The 18,338-nt window shown below is 58.0% G+C and carries 16 protein-coding genes; 12 read left to right on the forward strand and 4 right to left on the reverse strand.

What is annotated here, in order from left to right:
* Positions 1-164: 164 nt before the first annotated feature.
* Positions 165-467 carry a hypothetical protein gene (locus tag ACFSR7_RS15925; protein ID WP_378163167.1) on the forward strand — a complete coding sequence of 101 codons (303 nt, stop codon included), beginning with the start codon at positions 165-167 and terminating at the stop codon, positions 465-467.
* A gap of 124 nt (positions 468-591) precedes the next feature.
* Positions 592-1,662 carry an SDR family oxidoreductase gene (locus ACFSR7_RS15930; RefSeq protein WP_378163169.1) on the forward strand — a complete coding sequence of 357 codons (1,071 nt, stop codon included), beginning with the start codon at positions 592-594 and terminating at the stop codon, positions 1,660-1,662.
* 56 nt (positions 1,663-1,718) lie between these two features.
* Here ACFSR7_RS15930 and ACFSR7_RS15935 read toward each other — a convergent pair whose 3' ends face one another.
* Together ACFSR7_RS15935 and ACFSR7_RS15940 are read right to left on the reverse strand one after the other, a co-directional pair.
* Complete coding sequence (locus ACFSR7_RS15935; protein ID WP_378163171.1) at positions 1,719-2,093, reverse strand: winged helix-turn-helix transcriptional regulator; 375 nt, start codon at positions 2,091-2,093, stop codon at positions 1,719-1,721.
* 90 nt (positions 2,094-2,183) lie between these two features.
* A complete protein-coding gene (locus ACFSR7_RS15940; RefSeq protein ID WP_378163173.1) occupies positions 2,184-2,504 on the reverse strand; it encodes a DUF5658 family protein in 321 nt (106 codons plus the stop codon).
* A 190-nt stretch (positions 2,505-2,694) separates the two neighbouring features.
* Between ACFSR7_RS15940 and ACFSR7_RS15945 the strand changes: the two genes are divergently transcribed.
* From ACFSR7_RS15945 to ACFSR7_RS15980, 8 genes are all read left to right on the forward strand, one after another.
* Positions 2,695-2,904, forward strand: coding sequence for a YwbE family protein (locus ACFSR7_RS15945; protein ID WP_378163175.1), 210 nt, complete (start codon positions 2,695-2,697; stop codon positions 2,902-2,904).
* 313 nt (positions 2,905-3,217) lie between these two features.
* The gene (locus tag ACFSR7_RS15950) at positions 3,218-4,465 is read left to right on the forward strand and encodes a stalk domain-containing protein (RefSeq protein ID WP_378163177.1); all 1,248 of its coding nucleotides are present in this window, start codon (positions 3,218-3,220) and stop codon (positions 4,463-4,465) included.
* Between the two features lie 128 nt (positions 4,466-4,593).
* Positions 4,594-6,252, forward strand: coding sequence for a helix-turn-helix domain-containing protein (locus ACFSR7_RS15955; RefSeq protein ID WP_378163179.1), 1,659 nt, complete (start codon positions 4,594-4,596; stop codon positions 6,250-6,252).
* Positions 6,253-6,380: 128 nt separating this feature from the next.
* Positions 6,381-7,364 (forward strand): iron-hydroxamate ABC transporter substrate-binding protein, encoded by a 984-nt coding sequence (locus ACFSR7_RS15960; protein ID WP_378163181.1) that lies wholly within the window; start codon positions 6,381-6,383, stop codon positions 7,362-7,364.
* A gap of 649 nt (positions 7,365-8,013) precedes the next feature.
* On the forward strand, positions 8,014-8,553 hold the full coding sequence (locus ACFSR7_RS15965) for a GyrI-like domain-containing protein (protein WP_378163183.1): 540 nt from the start codon (positions 8,014-8,016) through the stop codon (positions 8,551-8,553).
* 203 nt (positions 8,554-8,756) lie between these two features.
* Complete coding sequence (locus ACFSR7_RS15970; protein WP_378163185.1) at positions 8,757-10,298, forward strand: spore germination protein; 1,542 nt, start codon at positions 8,757-8,759, stop codon at positions 10,296-10,298.
* Entirely contained in the window at positions 10,298-11,401 is a 1,104-nt protein-coding gene (locus tag ACFSR7_RS15975) for a GerAB/ArcD/ProY family transporter (protein ID WP_378163187.1), read from the forward strand. Before ACFSR7_RS15970 ends, ACFSR7_RS15975 begins: the two co-directional genes overlap by 1 nt.
* Positions 11,398-12,525, forward strand: a complete 1,128-nt coding sequence (locus ACFSR7_RS15980) for a Ger(x)C family spore germination protein (RefSeq protein WP_378163189.1) — start codon at positions 11,398-11,400, stop codon at positions 12,523-12,525. Before ACFSR7_RS15975 ends, ACFSR7_RS15980 begins: the two co-directional genes overlap by 4 nt.
* Positions 12,526-12,633: 108 nt before the next feature.
* Here ACFSR7_RS15980 and ACFSR7_RS15985 read toward each other — a convergent pair whose 3' ends face one another.
* Both ACFSR7_RS15985 and thrC read right to left on the reverse strand, forming a co-directional pair.
* Positions 12,634-13,557 (reverse strand): SHOCT domain-containing protein, encoded by a 924-nt coding sequence (locus tag ACFSR7_RS15985; RefSeq protein WP_378163191.1) that lies wholly within the window; start codon positions 13,555-13,557, stop codon positions 12,634-12,636.
* A gap of 181 nt (positions 13,558-13,738) precedes the next feature.
* Positions 13,739-15,127 (reverse strand): threonine synthase, encoded by a 1,389-nt coding sequence (gene thrC, locus ACFSR7_RS15990; protein ID WP_378163192.1) that lies wholly within the window; start codon positions 15,125-15,127, stop codon positions 13,739-13,741.
* 183 nt (positions 15,128-15,310) lie between these two features.
* Between thrC and ACFSR7_RS15995 the strand changes: the two genes are divergently transcribed.
* Positions 15,311-16,978 carry a histidine kinase N-terminal 7TM domain-containing diguanylate cyclase gene (locus ACFSR7_RS15995; RefSeq protein WP_378163194.1) on the forward strand — a complete coding sequence of 556 codons (1,668 nt, stop codon included), beginning with the start codon at positions 15,311-15,313 and terminating at the stop codon, positions 16,976-16,978.
* 91 nt (positions 16,979-17,069) lie between these two features.
* Positions 17,070-17,804, forward strand: a complete 735-nt coding sequence (locus ACFSR7_RS16000; RefSeq protein ID WP_378163196.1) for a Bax inhibitor-1/YccA family protein — start codon at positions 17,070-17,072, stop codon at positions 17,802-17,804.
* The last annotated feature ends 534 nt before the right edge of the window (positions 17,805-18,338 follow it).

Consider the following 18,338-nt stretch of genomic DNA (forward strand, 5'->3'; position numbering starts at 1 on the left):
TTTTCTCTTTGTCAACTCCAGTTGAACCCTGCCGTTCCTATCGAACGATTGAAGGACTCACAAATATACTAGGCAAACGCCGATATATGCCATAGGACGCTTTTTGTCTGCGCCGCGGGCGCTATGAATATATTTTTCTATTTTTCGCAAAAGGGGATAACAAGATGAAAACGGAAATTTTGCAGCAGGTGACGATCGTAGATATGAACGAGGAATTGTTGACGCGCGTCGACTTTTCGCATGCGGTGGATGTGCCGGGATCGCTCGCGATCGGCTGGTCGGTCGTCACGTACCCGCTCGGGCTGAGAGAATTCGCGGTCGTATACGACCGCCGGGAAGAACGCACGGTCAGCAGCAAAGTCGTCGATATCGAAGTCGATACGACGGGCGAGAAGAATGCGCTGCGCGCATATTTGGAACCGATTACGCTGATCATCGGACAGCATGACGTAGGTGCGGCAGAGTAGCGCTTAGACGCCGCCGCGGTGCATTTATTACTTTGAAGTAACTAGATGACTTCAAGGTGCGTACTGTTCACTTCTCCTCCTCTGCTGCACAATGGGTTCAACCGAAGCGAGGAGGAAGATGAGCATGAGTCGAACGAATACGGAAGTCAGCAAAACGGCATTGGTGATCGGCGCGAACGGCGTGATCGGACGGAACCTGATCGATTATCTGGCGATGCTGCCCGAATGGGACATCGTTGGCGTATCGAGGCGCGGCGGCGAAAATACCGCTCGTATCCGGTACGTGGCGGCGGATCTGTTGGATGAGGAGGATACCCGCGACAAGCTGGGTGCGCTGACCGGGATCACGCATATTTTTTATGCAGCCTATCAGGATCGTCCGACCTGGGCCGAGCTCGTTCAGCCGAATCTGGCGATGCTCGTCCATGCTGTAGATGCCGTTGAACCGATCGCGCCTAATCTTCAGCATATCAGCTTGATGCAGGGTTACAAGGTCTACGGCGCACACCTCGGTCCGTTCAAGACGCCCGCCCGCGAGACCGATGCCGGTCATATGCCGCCGGAGTTCAATGTGGATCAGCAACAGTTCCTCGAGCGGAGGCAGCCTGGCTCTACGTGGACGTGGTCCGCGCTGCGACCCTCCGTCGTGGCCGGCTATGCGACCGGCAACCCGATGAACCTCGCGATGGTCATCGCGGTCTATGCCGCGATATCCAAGGAACTGGGGCTGCCGCTGCGCTTCCCGGGCAAGCCGGGCGCCTACGACAGCCTGCTGGAGATGACCGACGCCGGTCTGCTGGCCCGGGCGACGGTATGGGCGGCGACCGATCCACGCTGTGCAAACCAGGCCTTCAACATCACGAACGGCGACCTTTTCCGCTGGAATGAGCTATGGCCGAAGATTGCGGCGAACTTCGGGCTCGAGACCGCGCCTCCGCTTCAGATGTCTCTTGAAACCGTGATGGCGGACAAGGCGCTGCTGTGGGACGCGATGGTCAAGAAATACGGCCTTGCGCCGAATAGCTACGACGATGTCTCTTCCTGGCGTTTCGGGGATTTCGTTTTTTCGTGGGATTACGATTTCTTTGCAGACGGCACCAAGGCGCGTCGCTTCGGATTTCATGAGTTCATAGACACCGAAGAGATGTTCATGGAGATCTTCGAGGACTTGCGCCTGCGCAAGGTCATCCCTTGATGCGTATGCAAAATGAAGCCGGCTCCGCCGTTATCGGCTGGGCCGGCTTCATTCGTTCAATCGGCGTCCTGCGGCGGCTCGAACAATACGCGCCCGCGGTCGCCGTAGGACCGCTCAATATGCGCGTCGCCCCATTTACACATGAGATGAAGCAAATCTCTCAAGCTCCGGCCGTAAGGCGTCAGCTCATATTCGACCTTCGGCGGCACCTGGTTGTAAACGATGCGCGAAACGATGCCGTCATCGACCAATTCGGATAGTTGCTGCGATAACACCTTTTGCGTAATCGAAGGGATAAGCCGCATTAACTCGCCGTTGCGCCGCTTGCCGAAGGTGAGATAGAAAAGGATGACCGGCTTCCACTTGCCGCCGATGACTTCGAGGGTGGCCTCGACGGCGGTGTTATAAACTCTTATGGGCTGCTCATGCACCGCGATATCGCCTCCCTGCTCTGCTAGTATCGTATCGCTTGAGCGTCGCAGCCGCAATACACGGCGTGCTTGTTTTCGCGTGCATCACGGTCAGGGAGTCGCCGCAGCGAACGCGATCCAGATGACGTGATAGCATGCAACGAAGGCGTACAGAGCAGTAGCGATCGCGGTCCCGAGGCGAACGATCGGGCGATCGGGCGCATGACGGAGCAGGAACAGCAGGAGAAGCGGCAGGAGGGTCTTGTAGCCGTAGAAAAGGACGACGTTGGATTCGTACAACGCCTTCGCGATCGGATTCGCTTCCTGAATCAACTGCAACCGAATACCGCAATCCGTCGCCAGCGCATCGAATACGGACAGAATCAAGAGCAGATACCGGTTCCGCACGCTGCCGCGGGCAGTCAGCATCATACAGAGCGCCTCCTTTAGATACACATTGTATCATTTGAGTGGTTCATATACCACTTCGTATCCGTTAAGATGCACCGGGCCCGCAGTATTGATATGATGAAAGCGCCAGAAAAGACTTGGAAAGGCTGGTAAGTCTGCCAAGTCAGGCCATGCGGCGAATCAGGCTCGGCACAGGAAGGATTGAGCGTATATGGCAGGAAGCGGGCGGAACCGCAGCGACGTTAAGCTCGGACTGACGGTGGATATCGTATTGAAGCAGGATCAGCGCACGGGCAAGCTGACTCGTGGTGTCGTGAAGGATCTGCTGACCAACTCGGCCACGCATCCACATGGCATTAAGGTGAGGCTTCAGGATGGTCAGGTTGGTCGTGTGCAAGCGATATTGAGCGAAGGGGAGTAGCGACGGAAGGCAGATTCGGGCGTTTGAAGGATATCCCGTTCGCTCAGGAAGGCTGATTTCTGAGGCTGATTCCGGATTGAAGGGGATACCGTTAAAACGTAATGGAGATGCACTCGCAGCCCAGGCGAAAAACAAAGGACCGCGTCGGCGAATGATGATGCCGAGCGGTCCTTTGCCGTACAACGCCCATTTGCACCTAAAATCTTGCAACTTTAACCAGCGCTTCTCGTCCTTATAGTCGATAGCATGCACATTCATCCGACCGGCGAGACGAATGCATAGAAAAGAAATTAGTGCACGAGGAGGAGCAATCATGTCCATTTTCGCAAAAAGAAGTTGGCTGGCGTTAACAGCGGCATTCGCTGTATTAACGGTGAGCGCGATCCCGACGGTATCGGCAGCGGACGCGGGTGCGCAGGCTGCGAGTGAAGACACGCCGGTCCTCATCGTCGACCCTGCACCGGATGTCGCCAGACTCGATCTGCTACGGCACGAGATGAAAATCCGTCTGGACGGCTCGGGCGCGACGCTCGACGGCAGGGCGGTCGCGACAGTGAAGCCGATCCTGAAGGATGGCCGCGTCTACGTGGCGCTGCGCACGCTCAGCCAATCCGGCGCGGTCTCGGCCATTTCCTGGGATCCCAAGAAGAAGCAGGTGCATGTGACGGCGAACGCCAAGATTAATCCGGGCCTGACGGAGCTTAACTTTCGCATGGGTTCGGACCGCTTGTACGACGGCGAAGGGAATATGCTATCCGATTACTACACTGCGCCCAAGCCGTTTATTGCGAACGGCGTCGCTTATGTGCCGGTCAAGGCGCTGACCTGGCTTGGTCTATCGGCAGTGACTGCGGACGGCCAGGTTGTCTGGAAATGGAGCGAGAAGCTCGCGCAGCTCATTCGGGATTCCTGGGAGACGAACGAAGCGGAGACGACGTTCACCGTGCTGTATCGCAAGGAGCTATATGCGCCGCAGCTGATGGCATCGACGGGCGCGGGGTCCTGGTCGGGAGGAACGGACGGCAGCCAGGTCATCGCCAAGGATATCGAGATCGACGGCAATCTGTACAACCGCATCCGTTTCACCGCGCAACTGCATCCGGGCATCAACATATTGCAGGCGGCCCCTGCCGGAGCAAGCGGCGCGGAATTCAAGGTTGTCCGGCATGTCGACGATCCAAGCGCGGTACCGGTTAACCTCACGGAGGAAGCGCAGAACTACCTGGCAGTCGAGGCACCGGCGTCGGGCTTCGTGGAGGCGAAGGCAGGGACGCCGATCGCCGTAGCCGGCAAGGTCAGCGATCCGCACAATCTCGGCTTTGACAAGGTGACGGTCGTCATTCAAAAATATTCGCCGCAAGGAACGGGGTTCGCTCATCAAGTTTACGAAACGGTGAGCAAGCAGGATATCGCGATCAAGAACGGCGCCTTCAGCGGCACGATTACGCTCAAGGAAGCGGGCTCTTATTGGATCGCAATCAATAGCCCAGCCAAAATTCCTTTCCCAGGGAGCGGTCTCGTCTCTATGCAATGGGCGGATTTCTTCGTTGAAGCGAAGTAGAGGCTGACAAAGGCATCGCATGGATCCCCATGCGGTGTTTTTTTTATGTGCTGAATCGATAGCTCCGTTCTTCGGTAGACTATAATAGAGGGATAAACGTCATTCGGATGCGTAACGGGGGACCGGTCGTGGATCATGTCGTTGGCTCGGAGTGGGAGGAGTCCCGCTTTCTTTTATATACAGTCGACACCATACATTCGTTGTACAGCACCTCGAATACGCCGGCGTACAAAATGAACGAGCGCCTGCCCGTGCTGATCGCGATCGCCGGAGGCAGCGGCGTTCTGCGGTCGGGCGAAGGCAGCTACGAGCTTGCGGAGGGCAGCGTCGTCCTGCTGCCCGCGAACGCGGCGGCCGAGCTCGTTGCCGATCCCGCATACCCGCTGCATGCGTACAAGCTGGCGATCGGCACCCGCGAACCGGCGGGGGCGGCGCGCGCAGGCGCGGCGATGAGGAAAAGCGAAGCCGTCTCGGGGGCGACCGTTCAATATCTCCTGTACGAGCCCGACATCGCGGCGCAGGCCGAAGAGCTCTACGTCCACCGGTCGCCGGGAAGCGAGACCCAGCATGTCCGCAACCAGATTCTGCTTCACCAGATCATCCTGCGGCTGTTGGAGCGTCAAGAGGCCGCGCATGCGGCGGGCGAGCAGCCCTCCATGTCGCGCAGTGTCGCCTATCTGGAGATGCATTATAGAGACAAAATAACGCGCGAGTCTCTCGCCGAGATCGCCGGCGTGAGCGCATCCCACTATTCGATGCTGTTCAAGCAACGAACGGGATTCTCGCTCAGCGATTATCTATCGCGCTTGCGTGTGCACAGAGCCAAGGAGCTGCTGCTCGGGGGGACTGGCACGCTTAGGGAGATCGCGCTGAAGGTCGGCTACAAGGATGAATTTTACCTGAGCCGCCGCTTCAAGCAGCAGACGGGCGCGCCGCCGTCGGATTACGGACGCGAATCGTTCGGACGCGTAGCCGTCTGGCTCACGCCGTATTCGGTACATTTGCAGACATTGGGACTGGACCCGGCCGTCCTCGTCTCGGACAGCGGCGAATACCTAAGCACCTCCGATCCGCTGGAGCGCAGGACGATGACGATCGTCGACGCCGCCTCATCCGCAGAGGAGATCAAAGCGGCATTGCTGGCCAACCGCGTCGAGCTGGTCATCGCGGCGAATTTGCATCTGCAGCAGTGCGGGCTATCGCCCGATCATCTGCGCGTCGTAGCGCCGATCGCGGAGATTCCGTGGATGGAGTTCGGCTGGCAGGCGCACTTGCGCCTGATCGCCCGCTTCGTCCAGCGGAACGAGCGCGCGGAGCAATGGTTGGCCGATTTTGAAAAGGAAGAGCAGGCGGCTCGCGCAATCGTAAGCCGCAGCACGGCAGCGGATGAGATCATCACGATCGTGGTCGTCAAGCCTGAGCATTTGTTCGTCTACGGGGCGCGCAACGCGGGATACGTCCTCTATCAATCGCTCGGACTTCGGCCGCCTGACAGGATCGCACGCGAGATCGGGAGACTCGGCGATCAATTCCACTCCGTTCCGATCCGGACATGGGAGCTTGCGGACTATGCAGGCGATCGGATTCTCACGATCGTATTCCCCGATGTACGGGGCTCCACCGCACACTCTGAAGCGGTATTCCGGTCTGTAGACTGGCAAGGGCTAGCCGCAGTCCAAGCGGGTCGCGTCCATGAGCTCGACCACAGCGAGTGGATCCCGTATAATCCGGTATCCATCCGCCTGCAGCTGCGGCGCGCGCTTGCATTGTTTGTGAACGACCAATAGTACAAGCTCATTTCCCAACAAAAAGGCATGGCTCAGCGCTAGAGCGCTCCCTATAATGAGGCTATGATGATGAGAATGATTTTCATAATCAAATCATTTCAGACATAGAAAAGGGAGAGAGTCATTACATGAAAAAGTTTGCGGTTCCGTTCGTTCTCATCCTCGTGCTGTTTTTAAGCGCATGCGGCGGCAATGCCAACAACAATAACGCATCCGGGAGCTCTTCCGCCCCGGCTTCCGCGTCTGCGGCCTCGTCCTCGGACGCTGCATCTCCGTCGGCCTCCGCGGTTTCGGGCAACGGCACCTTTACTTATCAATCCGAGAGCGGCCCTGTCGAAGTGCCGGCGAATCCGCAGCGCGTCGTCGTGCTCACCCGCTTCTTGACCGGCAATGTCATGGCACTGGGCGTACCGCTCGTAGGCGTGGACGAGATGTCCAAGGAAAATCCGAATTTCAAAGACAAGCTGTCCGGCGCCGAGACGATCAGCGACGAGAATGTCGAGAAGATTATCGAGCTCAATCCCGACCTGATCATTGGCGAAGCTGACAACAAGAACATCGATAAGTTCAAGCAAATCGCGCCTACGATCATCTTTACCTACGGCAAGCTTGATTTCTTCAAGCAGCAGGTCGAGATCGGCAAGCTTCTGAACAAGGAAAAAGAGGCTCAAGCGTGGGCGGACGACTTCGATGCCCGTACCAAGCAGGCAGGTGAAGAAATCAAGGCGAAGATTGGTGCGGACGCAACGGTATCGGTTATCGAAACCTTCAACAAGCAGCTCTATGTCTACGGCTACAACTTCGGTCGCGGAACGGAGCTCCTCTACAACCAATTCGGGCTCAAAATGCCCGAGAAGGTCCAGGAAGGGACCAAGGCCGACGGCTTCCTCGCGCTGTCCACGGAAGTGCTGAACGATTACTTCGGCGATTATGTGATCTTCAGCAAAAATGCCGACGAAGACAGCTCGTTCCAAAATACGGAAACTTACAAAAACACGAAGGCCGTGCAAAATCAGCATGTGTTCGAGGCCGATGCCAAGACATTCTACTTCAACGATCCGCTCAGCATGGAATACCAGCTGGAATTTTTCAAGCAGCACTTTCTCGGCTAACTTGATGGCTGGCATATAGATAGATAGATAGAAAGGCAACCGGCGACCGGTTGCTTTTTTTATGTTGTTTTGGCGGACTCGGCTCGGCGGGAGTGGGGAGTTAGAGGGGGCTGGATGCGGGGGTGTGAGCCGTTTGAACGATATCCCCTTCGCGCAGGAAGCAGTGGTTTTACGCGTTTGAACGATATCCCCTTCGCACAGGAAGCAGCGTCTCTAGCTCGTTTGAACGATATCCCCTTCGCACAGGAAGGTGGAGGAGGAGGACTCGGGCGGGGGAGAATGCTGCAGCGTTGCTTTCCGCGCATAGAGTCGGCAGGCAGCACTGTGTAGCGGCGCTTTTCTCGCTTGCGGCGGCTCGCCGTCGCAATGAGCGCGCTGCAGCGTTGCTTTCCGTGCATAAGAGAGAGCAGGCATCGCTGCAACGCTGCTTTCCTCGCTTGCTGGCAGCGGCCATTGCACCAAGCCAGCAGCAGCCAGCCGGGGTTTCCCCTTCCGCAGCCAGCAGGGTTCAAAACCGCGATTTGCAGGTAAGGGATTACAGGTTAAGGGATTAGACGAACGATAGCTGTTACGCGTCTTCGAAGCCTATTCGTCGGCCAGGCCGAGAGAAGGCGCGCATGCTCACCATAAACGCAAAGGAGCTGTTTCCATGTCGCAGCACGAGCAGATGAACCTGAATCTGGATCTGGAGGAACCCGTTCACGCGGCTGACACGGAGGTGTCCTGGGGGGATGTCGTTCTCTACGAGCTGCCTGCCTTCGAGGCCGTCGGGTTGAAGTGGGAGGGGACGTTCGCGGGTGCGGAGGCCGGTGAGATCAGGGATCTGCAGGACGAGTTGAAAAGACGGCTGGGTGAGATCCCGAAGCTGACGCAGCCCGATACTTTGCTTGGTCTTTCGTCTCACGTGGTTAAGGAAGGCTTCCTGCACTACGCCGCAGTGGAGGTGCCGGAAGAAGCCGCCGTGCCGGGCGACATGGTCCGCCTCGAGGTGCCCGCGCTGACCTGCGCCAAATTCGAGCACAAGAAAGGGCAGTCGATCGGCCTGTCCTACAGTCATGTCTATGCATGGATCGAGAAGCAAGGCTATCAGTCGGCCAGCGGGGATTTCAAGCATATCGAGCTGTATCCGATGGATCAGGATTCGCACGATCCGAATCCCGCGTTCACGATTCTGATTCCGATATCTTGACGGCTAGCGAGTAGCGAGCGGTCTACCTGCCGCCGGAGCGCGCGTCTTGCGCATCCGGCGGTTTTTCGTATGCACGCAGGTTTTCAGCGCTCATCCATCGCTTTGCGATTCCGACTACTTTCCTTGTTTCTGGATATCCTATCCTGTTAGAAGACCGTGGACACAAGCGGCGGCGGATCGAATTTGCGGTGGAGGTGAGCGCGATGGGGCTGCTGTCCCTGTTCGGCGGCAAACACAAGCGGAACGAAAAGCGGATAAGCGGAAGTCCCAAGAGCCAAGCGCTGCCGGACGAGCCGTTTGCGACCGATCTGCGCGCGAATCTGGACAAGCTGAGCAGGCTTTTTCCGGATACGCTGGATCTGACGGTACGGCGGCTTAACATCCGGGCGACCGGCGAGGATGCCGCATTGATCTATATCGACGGGTTGACCGACAAAGTCGATATCAACACCAGTATCTTAAGGCCGCTTCTGATGCAGACGGGAACAAGCGGAGAAATTCCGATCGAGATCGGGCGCATGCTTCGCATCTATGGCTGGAACGATCTGACCGTCGCGGTGCTGAAAGGGAGCAGCGTGCTGCTGGTCGAGGGCTCGGACGAGGCGATCGTCATGCGCACGGGCGGTTGGCCCCAGCGGGATCCGACCGAACCGAAGATGGAGACCTCGCTGCGGGGCGCGCAGATGGGCTTCGTGGAGACGATCGAACAGAATATTGCGATGATCCGCCGCTATCTGCCGAACCGGGAGTTGAAATTTAAAAATTTCAATGTCGGGCGCAGAGGAAATACGCAAGTGTCGATTGCATACCTGGAGGACGTCGCCAATCCGGACATTTTGCGTGAACTCGAAGATCGGATCGGGCGGCTCGATATCGATCTCATCATCAATACGGGCGAGCTGGCCGAGCTGATCGAGGACAATCCGTATTCGCCTTTTCCCCAGCTGATGATTACCGAGCGCCCCGACGCGGCCGTCTCGCAGATTGCCCAAGGGCGGTTCGTCGTGCTTGTAGACCGCTCCCCGACCGTACTGATCGGGCCGGCTTCTTTTGTCACTTTCTTTCAAAATATCGACGATTACAGCACACGCTGGTCCATTGCGACCTTTATCCGTATGCTCCGCTTTCTTGCGTTTTTTATCTCGCTAAGCTTGCCGGCGTTTTATATCGCGATCTCGTCATTTAACTTCGAGCTGATCCCGATTAAGCTTCTGATTACGATCGGCACGTTCCGGGGTACCGTACCGTTCGCCCCTTTCATCGAAGCTGCATTCATGGAGCTGACGCTCGAGATGATCCGCGAAGCGGGCGTCCGGCTGCCGGCGCCAATCGGGCAGACCGTCGGCATCGTCGGCGGTATCGTCATCGGACAGGCGATCGTACAGGCCGGGCTGATCAGCAACATCATGGTAATTGTCGTCGCGTTTACCGCGATCGCCTCCTTCATCCTGCCTAATCTGGATATGGTGGCAGCGGTTCGCATCATTCGCTTTTCTCTCATGCTGGCCGCTTCGATGTTCGGCATATTCGGGCTGCTGATCGGTTTGATGATCCTCGTCAGCCACATGATTTCTCTCGAGACGCTCGGTACGCCGTTCAGCACGCCTTTCGCGCCGATGCGGTTCTCCGATTGGCGGGACACCGTCGTGCGCAGCCCGCTCTGGAAGCTGACGCGCCGTCCGCTCGGCGCGCATCCGGTACAGACCCGGAGGCAGGGAGACAATCGTCCGAAAGGAGACGGATGATGAAGAAATACGCCTTCAACGAGATCACGACCATGCAGTTTATTTTTATCATAAGCGGCATCGCGATCAGCTACGGATTTATCGAGATTCCGCAGGTCCTCTACAAAGGAGCGGGGAACAGCGGATGGATCACCTTGATTCTCGGGTCTGTGGTGACCACGGTTGCGAATCTGGCCACCGTACTGGCGATAAGGAAAATGCCCGACGGGACGATTCTCGATCTGCTCGCCAAATACATGGGAAAGTGGGCTGGGTGGGTAGCGGCGATTCTTCTATCCGCATATTACCTTTACTTTGCGTATACCGGCATCGTCTACTCGACGCGCGTCATCAAGGCCCGTATTTTGCAGGAAACGCCGGCTTATATGACATTGATCATGCTGCTCATACCCACATACATTGTCGCCCGCGGGGGCATTCGCATCGTCGGACGGTATGCAGAGGTGTCGATGGGACTGTCCCTTTGGATTCCTTTTGTGTTCGTTCTTGTGTGGGGACATACGCATTGGCTCTATCTGCTGCCCGTTTTGCCGGACGGATGGCGGCCGGTCCTCACTGCCGTGCCGAGCACGTTCTTTTATTTTCTCGGCTTCGGGGCAACCGCCTTTTTGTACCCTTTTCTGAAAAAAAAAGAAAAGGCGGTGCTCGGCGTATGCTGCGCACAGCTCATCACGCTGTTCGCCTACTTATTCATCACGCTGCTCAGCTTTTCTTTCTTCAGCCCGGGCGAGCTTCCGAAGATTAATCAGCTTTCCATTTATATGCTCAAAGCCGTCGAACTCCCTTTTTTGGAGCAGGTGGAGGGCTTGTTTATCGTGCTTTATCTATTCATCTTTTCCTTGTCCTGGATTCCGCCCTTTCAGCTGTCCGCATTCTGCTTGAGCTGGCTGGTCGGGCGCGCGGATAATCGGATTTTTCTGCGGATCTTGATAGCGGGAACGGCGATATTCTCCTTCTTCTATGTTCCCGGCTTTAATGTTTCCTATGAAATGGGGAGCTGGCTCGGAAAAATCGGCATGGCGGTCGAGTATGCCGCGCCTGTGCTGTTCTTGGGTTATCTGCTGCTATACGGCGCCATTCGCGGCAGGCGGAGGCCGTCGTGAGAAAAGTTAAAATTGCTCGCCTTCTGTTTTCAATACTGCTGGTATGGTCGCTGACGGGCTGCTATGACCGGGTCGATCTGGAGGATGCTTCGTTGTCGCTCGTCGCGGGCGTCGACATTACGGAAGACCACCGTATGCTCAACTATACGTCAATACCGGTGTTCAGCAAAACCGAGAGTAAAAAAAGCCAGGAATTGAAGGTCGTCACCAATACGCTGCGTCAAGGGCGGGGGAAGCTGGACGCCTTCACGGTAGGCTCCTTCAACGGCAGGAAGATAAAGATTATCGCGCTATCGAAGCGCTTCGTGCAGGAGGTTCCCGACTGGTTTCGTTACATGGACATTTATTTTAGGGACGGCAGAAATCCGATTACGCCGAGGGTGATCGTGTTTGACGGCCCGCTCGACCAGCTTTACTATTATCATTCGCCCAACCAGCCCATTCTTCCTCTGATGCTGATGGGCATGATTAAATCCTCTTCCAATCGTTCGGAATCGGTCTCGACGACGCTGCAGGAGCTGCACAGGCAGATGAACGAAGAGGGACAGACGCCTTTTATGACACAGATGTCGATCAAGCAGGATGCTATGATTGACGGGACGTCGCTGCTCGATCATAAGGGCAAGTACGTGGACACGTTAAGCATGCCGGAGACCACCTTGCTGCGCGTGCTGCAGAAGAACGCCGGACAGTCCGTCGGCTTTTCTCTGCACCTTCCGTCCAGTCTGACCGGATCGCCTGCGGCGGCGTCCGATTGGATCAGCATCGCGACCGAACGGATCAAGGTGAAAATCGATTCCGCGTATGCGGTAGGCCGGTTCAAGTATTCCGTGTACGTACATGTCTCGGCAAGCGTCGTGGAGAAGCTGTCCTCGCTGGATCTGGACGATCATCAGCAGGAGGCCGAGGTCGCCTGCGCGGAAGAGTTGCGCGACAAGTTCGAAGCATTGATCGCCAAGCTGCAGCAGAAAAAGGTCGATCCTGTCGGCTTCGGCATCTACGCCAGGGCATACCACCACAAGGCGTTCAAGCAGGTCAAGGAGAACTGGGGCGAGGCATTCGGCCAGTCGGACGTGCAGGTCCGCGTCAGCGTCTCATTCGCCGATGAAGGCTCCGTTAAGTAAGGCTTAGGCGCAAGGAGCGACGTTTAATAAAGTCAAAACCGCCCTCCCGACGGCTGTCGGAGAGAGCGGCTTTCTCTATGTGCGGGCGCTGTTGTAAACGAAAGTCGGTCAGCCTTCGGTCGCAGCGGATGGGGAGGAAGAGGCGTCGGAATCGGAGCCTGATGCGTCGGCGTCCGTCCGGGCCTTGCCGCCCTTGCCGTGCCCGCCGTCGTGGCCGGTGAACGCACGGCTCACGATATGATCGGCCTCATCGGCAAGCTTGGCCTTTTGCGCGTCGTATTCCGTCTGCGTGATCTTGCCGTCCGCGAGACGCTGGTCGAGCGCCGTCGTGAGCAGCGAGACGACTTTGGCGGTGACGGTGTCGACGGCAACGCCTTTATCGGCGGCCAGATTCGAGAGCGACTTGCCGGCCTCGAGCTGCGTCGACAGCTCGTCCGTCGTCAGCCCGAGCAGGGCGGCGATATCGGCGTTGTCCTTCAGATCGAGACCGCCGAAACCGCCGTGCCCACCGCCATGTCCGCCATGACCGCCTTTGCCGCCGCCCTTGCCGGAAAAAGCGTTGGTCAGCGCCTCGGTGGCCCGCTCAGGGAGCGTAGCCTTCTGCTCGTCATACTGCGCCTGCGTGATCTTGCCGTCCGCCAGCCGGCTGTCCAGCTGCTTGGTCATGGCCGACACAATCAAATCCTGCACCTTCTGCGCGTCGACGCCCTGCGCGGCGGCGATGTCCGACAGCGTCTTGCCGGCCTTGAGCTGCGTCTTCAACTCGTCTTCGGTCAGGTTGAGCAGCGCGGCCACGTCTGCGTTGCTCCAGCCGGCATGGAAGCCGCCGCCTCTGTGCTGTCCGCCGCCTTTGGTTGGCGTTGTCGCCGAGGCCGCGGCTTGCGTCTGCGCGGTCGTGCCGGTCGTCTTGGTCGTGGCGGCGAACGCGCTGCCTACGGAGACGGCGCCGCCGAATACGGCGCCGCCGAATACGGCGACGGCGAGGGCAAGCGAGGTGATGGCGAGTTTCTTATGCTTCTTCGGATTCATCATGGTAGATCCTCCTAAGATTGATGTTGTTGTCGTTCTTATAACATCATAGCCCGCTTGTCTGAATCTCCCGTGAACCCTCGCTGAACGCTTCCTGAGAATAAAAAATGAACCCCGCCGCTTCGATGAAGCGCCAAGGGTCCATTTTTGCCGTGCTATTTTAGATCAAATCGCAATGTTGTTATTAGAAAAACTGCTCCAGCTCGGCCTTGATCGCCGCGTTCGAGCCGCCGACCTGCTTCTGGTGCTGCGCCTTGCCGAAGAGCGCGCCGATCTGCTCCGGATACGTCTGTTCGATGCCGCGCAGGCGGATCGATTCGTCGAACTTGGCCGGGTGGGCCGTGGAGAGCGCGACCGTCACCTCGCCGTCTTCGGTCAGGCGATCGCTCGCCGCGACGCCGCAGGCCGTATGCGGATCGAGGAGATAGTCGTACTTGGCGAAGTAGTCGCCGATCGTATCGAGGCATTCGTCGTTTTTGACGCCGTAGGCGGCGAAGTCGGCTTGCACTTGACTAATCCGATCGGACGGAATAATGATGCTGCCCTCGGTCGTGAACTGCCCCATGAGACGGGACACTTCGACGGGATCCTCTCCGTACAAATAGTACAGATAGCGCTCGAAGTTGCTTGCCACCTGAATATCCATCGACGGGCTGTGCGTCCCGCGGAATTCACCCGGCTCGTAAACGCCTTCGTTCACGAAGCGCTCGAGAATGTTGTTCTCGTTGGTCGCGAGGATGAGCTTGCCGATCGGCAGGCCCATGCGCTTGGCCAGATAACCTGCGAAGATGTCGCCGAAGTTGCCCGTCGGCACGCTGAAGTTCATGCGCTCGCCCTGTCCCTGCTGCGCGAGCTGGAGATACGCGTAGAAGTAATAGACGGTCTGCGCCAGGATACGCGCGATGTTGATCGAGTTGATGGCGCGCAGATGGTACTTGTGCTTGAACGCAACGTCTGCGAACAGCTCCTTAATGATGCGCTGGCAGTCGTCGAACGTGCCGTCCACGGCCAGGTTCAGCACGTTGGCGTCGTCTACGGTCGTCATTTGCAGCTCCTGCACCTTGCTCACCTTGCCCGACGGGTGCAGAATGCAGATGCGGATGCCTTCTTTGCCGCGTACGCCCTCGATCGCGGAGGCGCCTGTGTCGCCGGAGGTCGCGCCGAGGATGTGGATGATCGAATTCGTCTGCTTCGAGACGTAGGCGTACAGATTGCCCAGGAATTGCAGGGCGATATCCTTGAAGGCGAAGGTCGGCCCGTGGAACAGCTCGAGCACGTACAGACCGTTGTTGATGCGCCGCACGGGCGTTACGTCCTCGTCGCGGAACGTGCCGTAGCTGTCCTCGACGAGCTGTTGCAGCTCGCTGCGGGGAATCTCGTCTCCGATATACAGCGTGAAGATCTCGAGCGCCAGCTCCGCGTAGGAGAGCTTGCCCCATGCCTGCAGCGTCGCGGCGTCCACATGCGGCACAGCCTTGGGTACGAGCAGACCGCCGTCGTCCGCCAGTCCCATCAGAATCGCGTCGATAAAGCCGAGGGGAGCCACCTGGCCCCGAGTGCTGATATATTCCATCTCGATCCCCTTATCCGTGTAAATGTTCTGTCTATTGTATCAAAAAAGAAGAGCCATGCCCACAAAGCGTCGAACTTCGTCGCAAGATCGATCGTATTTATGATACGATCAATATATCCAGTCCTATGCATCGCGGTTGTCCTTGCTGGGCAGGCGAACATGAGCTAACGGAGACAATCATCTATGGGAACTCCCTATTCAGCCATCTTAACGCTAATCATCACGGCAGGCGTCATCAACTTGCTTATGGGCATCTATGCGCTGTCCGGCCGCTCGAAGGTATCGATGGTCAAGACGTTCGTCGCCTTCAGCTTGCTGGCGTCCGTTTATACATTCGGTTCCGCGCTGGAGCTGTCCGCCGGTTCGCTCGAAGAGATCAAGCTATGGATCAAAGTCCAGTATCTCGGCTTGCCGTTTCTGCCGCCGCTCAACCTGCTCCTGGTCATGTACTTCCTTGGCATGGAAAAGTTTCTGAAGCGGCCGCTGCGCATCGGCTTCTTCGTTATCCCCGTCATCACCCTGGTACTCGTCCTGACGAACGGGCTGCATCATCTATATTATCGGGATATCGTGCTGCGTCCGGATACGCTCACGCCCAAGGCGGACCTCATTGCGGGTCCCTGGTACCTCATCGCGGGCGCGTACACCTTCGGCTGCATGATCGGCGGCGCTGCGCTGCTGATCGTCCAGTGGCGTCGCAAAAAAGCTTACAGGTTTCAGCTCGTGACACTGCTGATCGGCCTTCTCCTTCCGCTCCTCGGCGATTTCTTCTATCTCGGCGGCCTGACGCCCGACGGCGTAGACCCGATTCCCGTCATCATGACGCTCACGTCGGCATTCTATATGTGGGCGCTCGCTTCCCGGGGCTTGTTCCATGTCGTGCCGATCGCCCGGGACAATCTGTTCGAGAGCATGCGGGACGGCGTCCTCGTGCTCGACATGGAGGACCGGCTGGTCGACTACAATGCGGCAGCCGCGCACATCCTCCCGGAGCTGACCGCCACGGAGATCGGCAACCGGCTGGACCGGCTCCTCGCGCTGCATACGGGCGCCGGCTTGCTCGCTTCCGACACGGGCAGGGAGGGAATGGCGCGAGTGTCCGACGGATCGGACATCCGGGAGATCCCGTGGACGGTCGAAGATCGCGCCTACCATTATCAGGTGCGGACGTCGGTCGTGCGCAATCCGGGCGGACAGGTCGCGGGCAAGCTCATCGTTCTGATCGACATCACGCAAAGGGTGCAGCTGCAGGAGCAGCTAAGGCAGATGGCTTATTACGACAATCTGACCGGCGTCTATAATCGGGCGCGCTTCATGAACCTGGGCACCGCGATGCTGGAGGAGGCGGACGAGGCTGGCGAGCCGTTGGCAATCGTGTTGTTCGACATCGATTATTTTAAGCGGATCAACGATACGTACGGACACGACGTCGGCGACCAGGCGCTGCTCCATATTGCGGACATCTGCCGCCGCGGGCTGCGGACAGACGATCTGTTCGCCCGCTACGGCGGCGAAGAGTTCGCGATCGCGATGCCCGGACTGAACGCGGTGAGAGCCGAGTCCGCGGCGCACCGCATCCGGCGGGAGCTGGCGGCGCAGGCGCTGGACGTGCCGGGCGGCCAGTTGCGGATGACGGCGAGCTTCGGCATCGCGTCGACGTCGGAGGGCGCGGGAAGGGCGTGGGCGGCGGCGGAGGTTGCGGCAGCTGCAGATGACGGCGCGCCTGCCGATTCGCGGGCGGAAATGAGGCTGAAACGGCTGTTGAAGCAGGCGGATCTTGCATTGTACGCGGCCAAGAGCGACGGGCGGGACGCGGTGCGGGTCGCCCGGGTCGCTGAAGCGGGTGCGTGATGTTCCACGTGGAAATTTTGTGGAATTTAATGGTAGTGCATGACGGCCCATGCTATAATCTTCGCAAAGAGAAGCGGAGGGATCGCACTTGATGCGCAGCGGCAATCCAACATTGAACGACAAGGCTTTTGAAAGGCAGGGTCAGGGGTACGGCCGGGATACGATGACGATCGACGGCACGGTGAACAAGGCGTTTATCATGCTCGTCCTGCTGATGGCGGGCGCGTTCGTCGCCTGGAACAACTACTTTGCCGGCGGGGACATCATTCCGTTCGCGGTCGGCGGGGCGATCCTCGGATTCGTGCTGGCGCTGATCATCAGCTTCGTGCCGAAGACGGCGCCGTATCTCGCGCCTGTATACGCCATCGCAGAGGGCATCTTCCTGGGTGCCATATCGGCGAGTTATGAATCTTACTACAACGGCATCACGCTTCAGGCTGCCCTGCTCACGATGGGCATCTTCATCGCACTGCTGCTCGCTTACAAGACGAGGCTGATCAAGGCGACCGAGAACTTCAAGCTCGGCGTATTCGCGGCGACGGCGGGCATCATGCTCGTCTACCTGCTTAGCTGGGTGCTCGGCATGTTCGGCGTGACGGTGCCTTATCTGCACGACAGCACCCCGCTCGGCATCGGCATCTCCGTCTTCATCGTCATCATCGCGGCGCTTAACCTTGTGCTGGACTTCGACTTCATCGAGAACGGGGCCCAACAGGGCGCGCCCAAGTACATGGAGTGGTACGGCGCGTTCGGCCTGCTGGTGACGCTGGTGTGGCTGTACCTCGAGATTATCCGGCTGCTGGCGAAGATCCGGAGCCGGGACTAGAAGCGCTGCAGCTTGCGCTTGCGGCAATGAGAAGAAAATGAGTATGCAAGACAAGATGGAAGCCCGCGCCGATGGCGCGGGCTTTTTGATGTTGGGGGGAAACCCCCGTTGGGGGAGAGGTACTGTCGTGTCTGGGCGTGCTGGGCGGTAGAGGGGAGCGAGTTGCTGTCGTGTCTGGGCGTGCTGGGCGGTAGAGGGGAGCGAGCTGCTGTCGTGTCTGGGCGTGCTGGGCGGTAGAGGGGAGCGAGCTGCTGTCGTGTCTGGGAGTGAGATGCTGTCGTCCGGAAGTACCAAGTTGTCCAGGAAAATAATAGTGCGAACGTGTGCGTGGCGAAGTTCGGTTAGAGGTATCGGATAAGTGTTAAAAGGCAGCTAATCTGCTTGTGCTTGCCTGCGACGCAGCCGATAAGTGTCAAAGAGCAGTTAATTCCTCCGGTATCGCGCGATTGCGGCTTCCGGGACGAAAATAACTGCTCTTTGACATTTAATTTGGCCAGAAGGCCTGTCGTCGCACGAAATAACTGCCTTTTAACC

This window comes from Cohnella sp. GCM10020058, assembly GCF_042683485.1.
In the GTDB taxonomy this organism is placed as follows: Bacteria; Bacillota; Bacilli; order Paenibacillales; family Paenibacillaceae; genus Cohnella.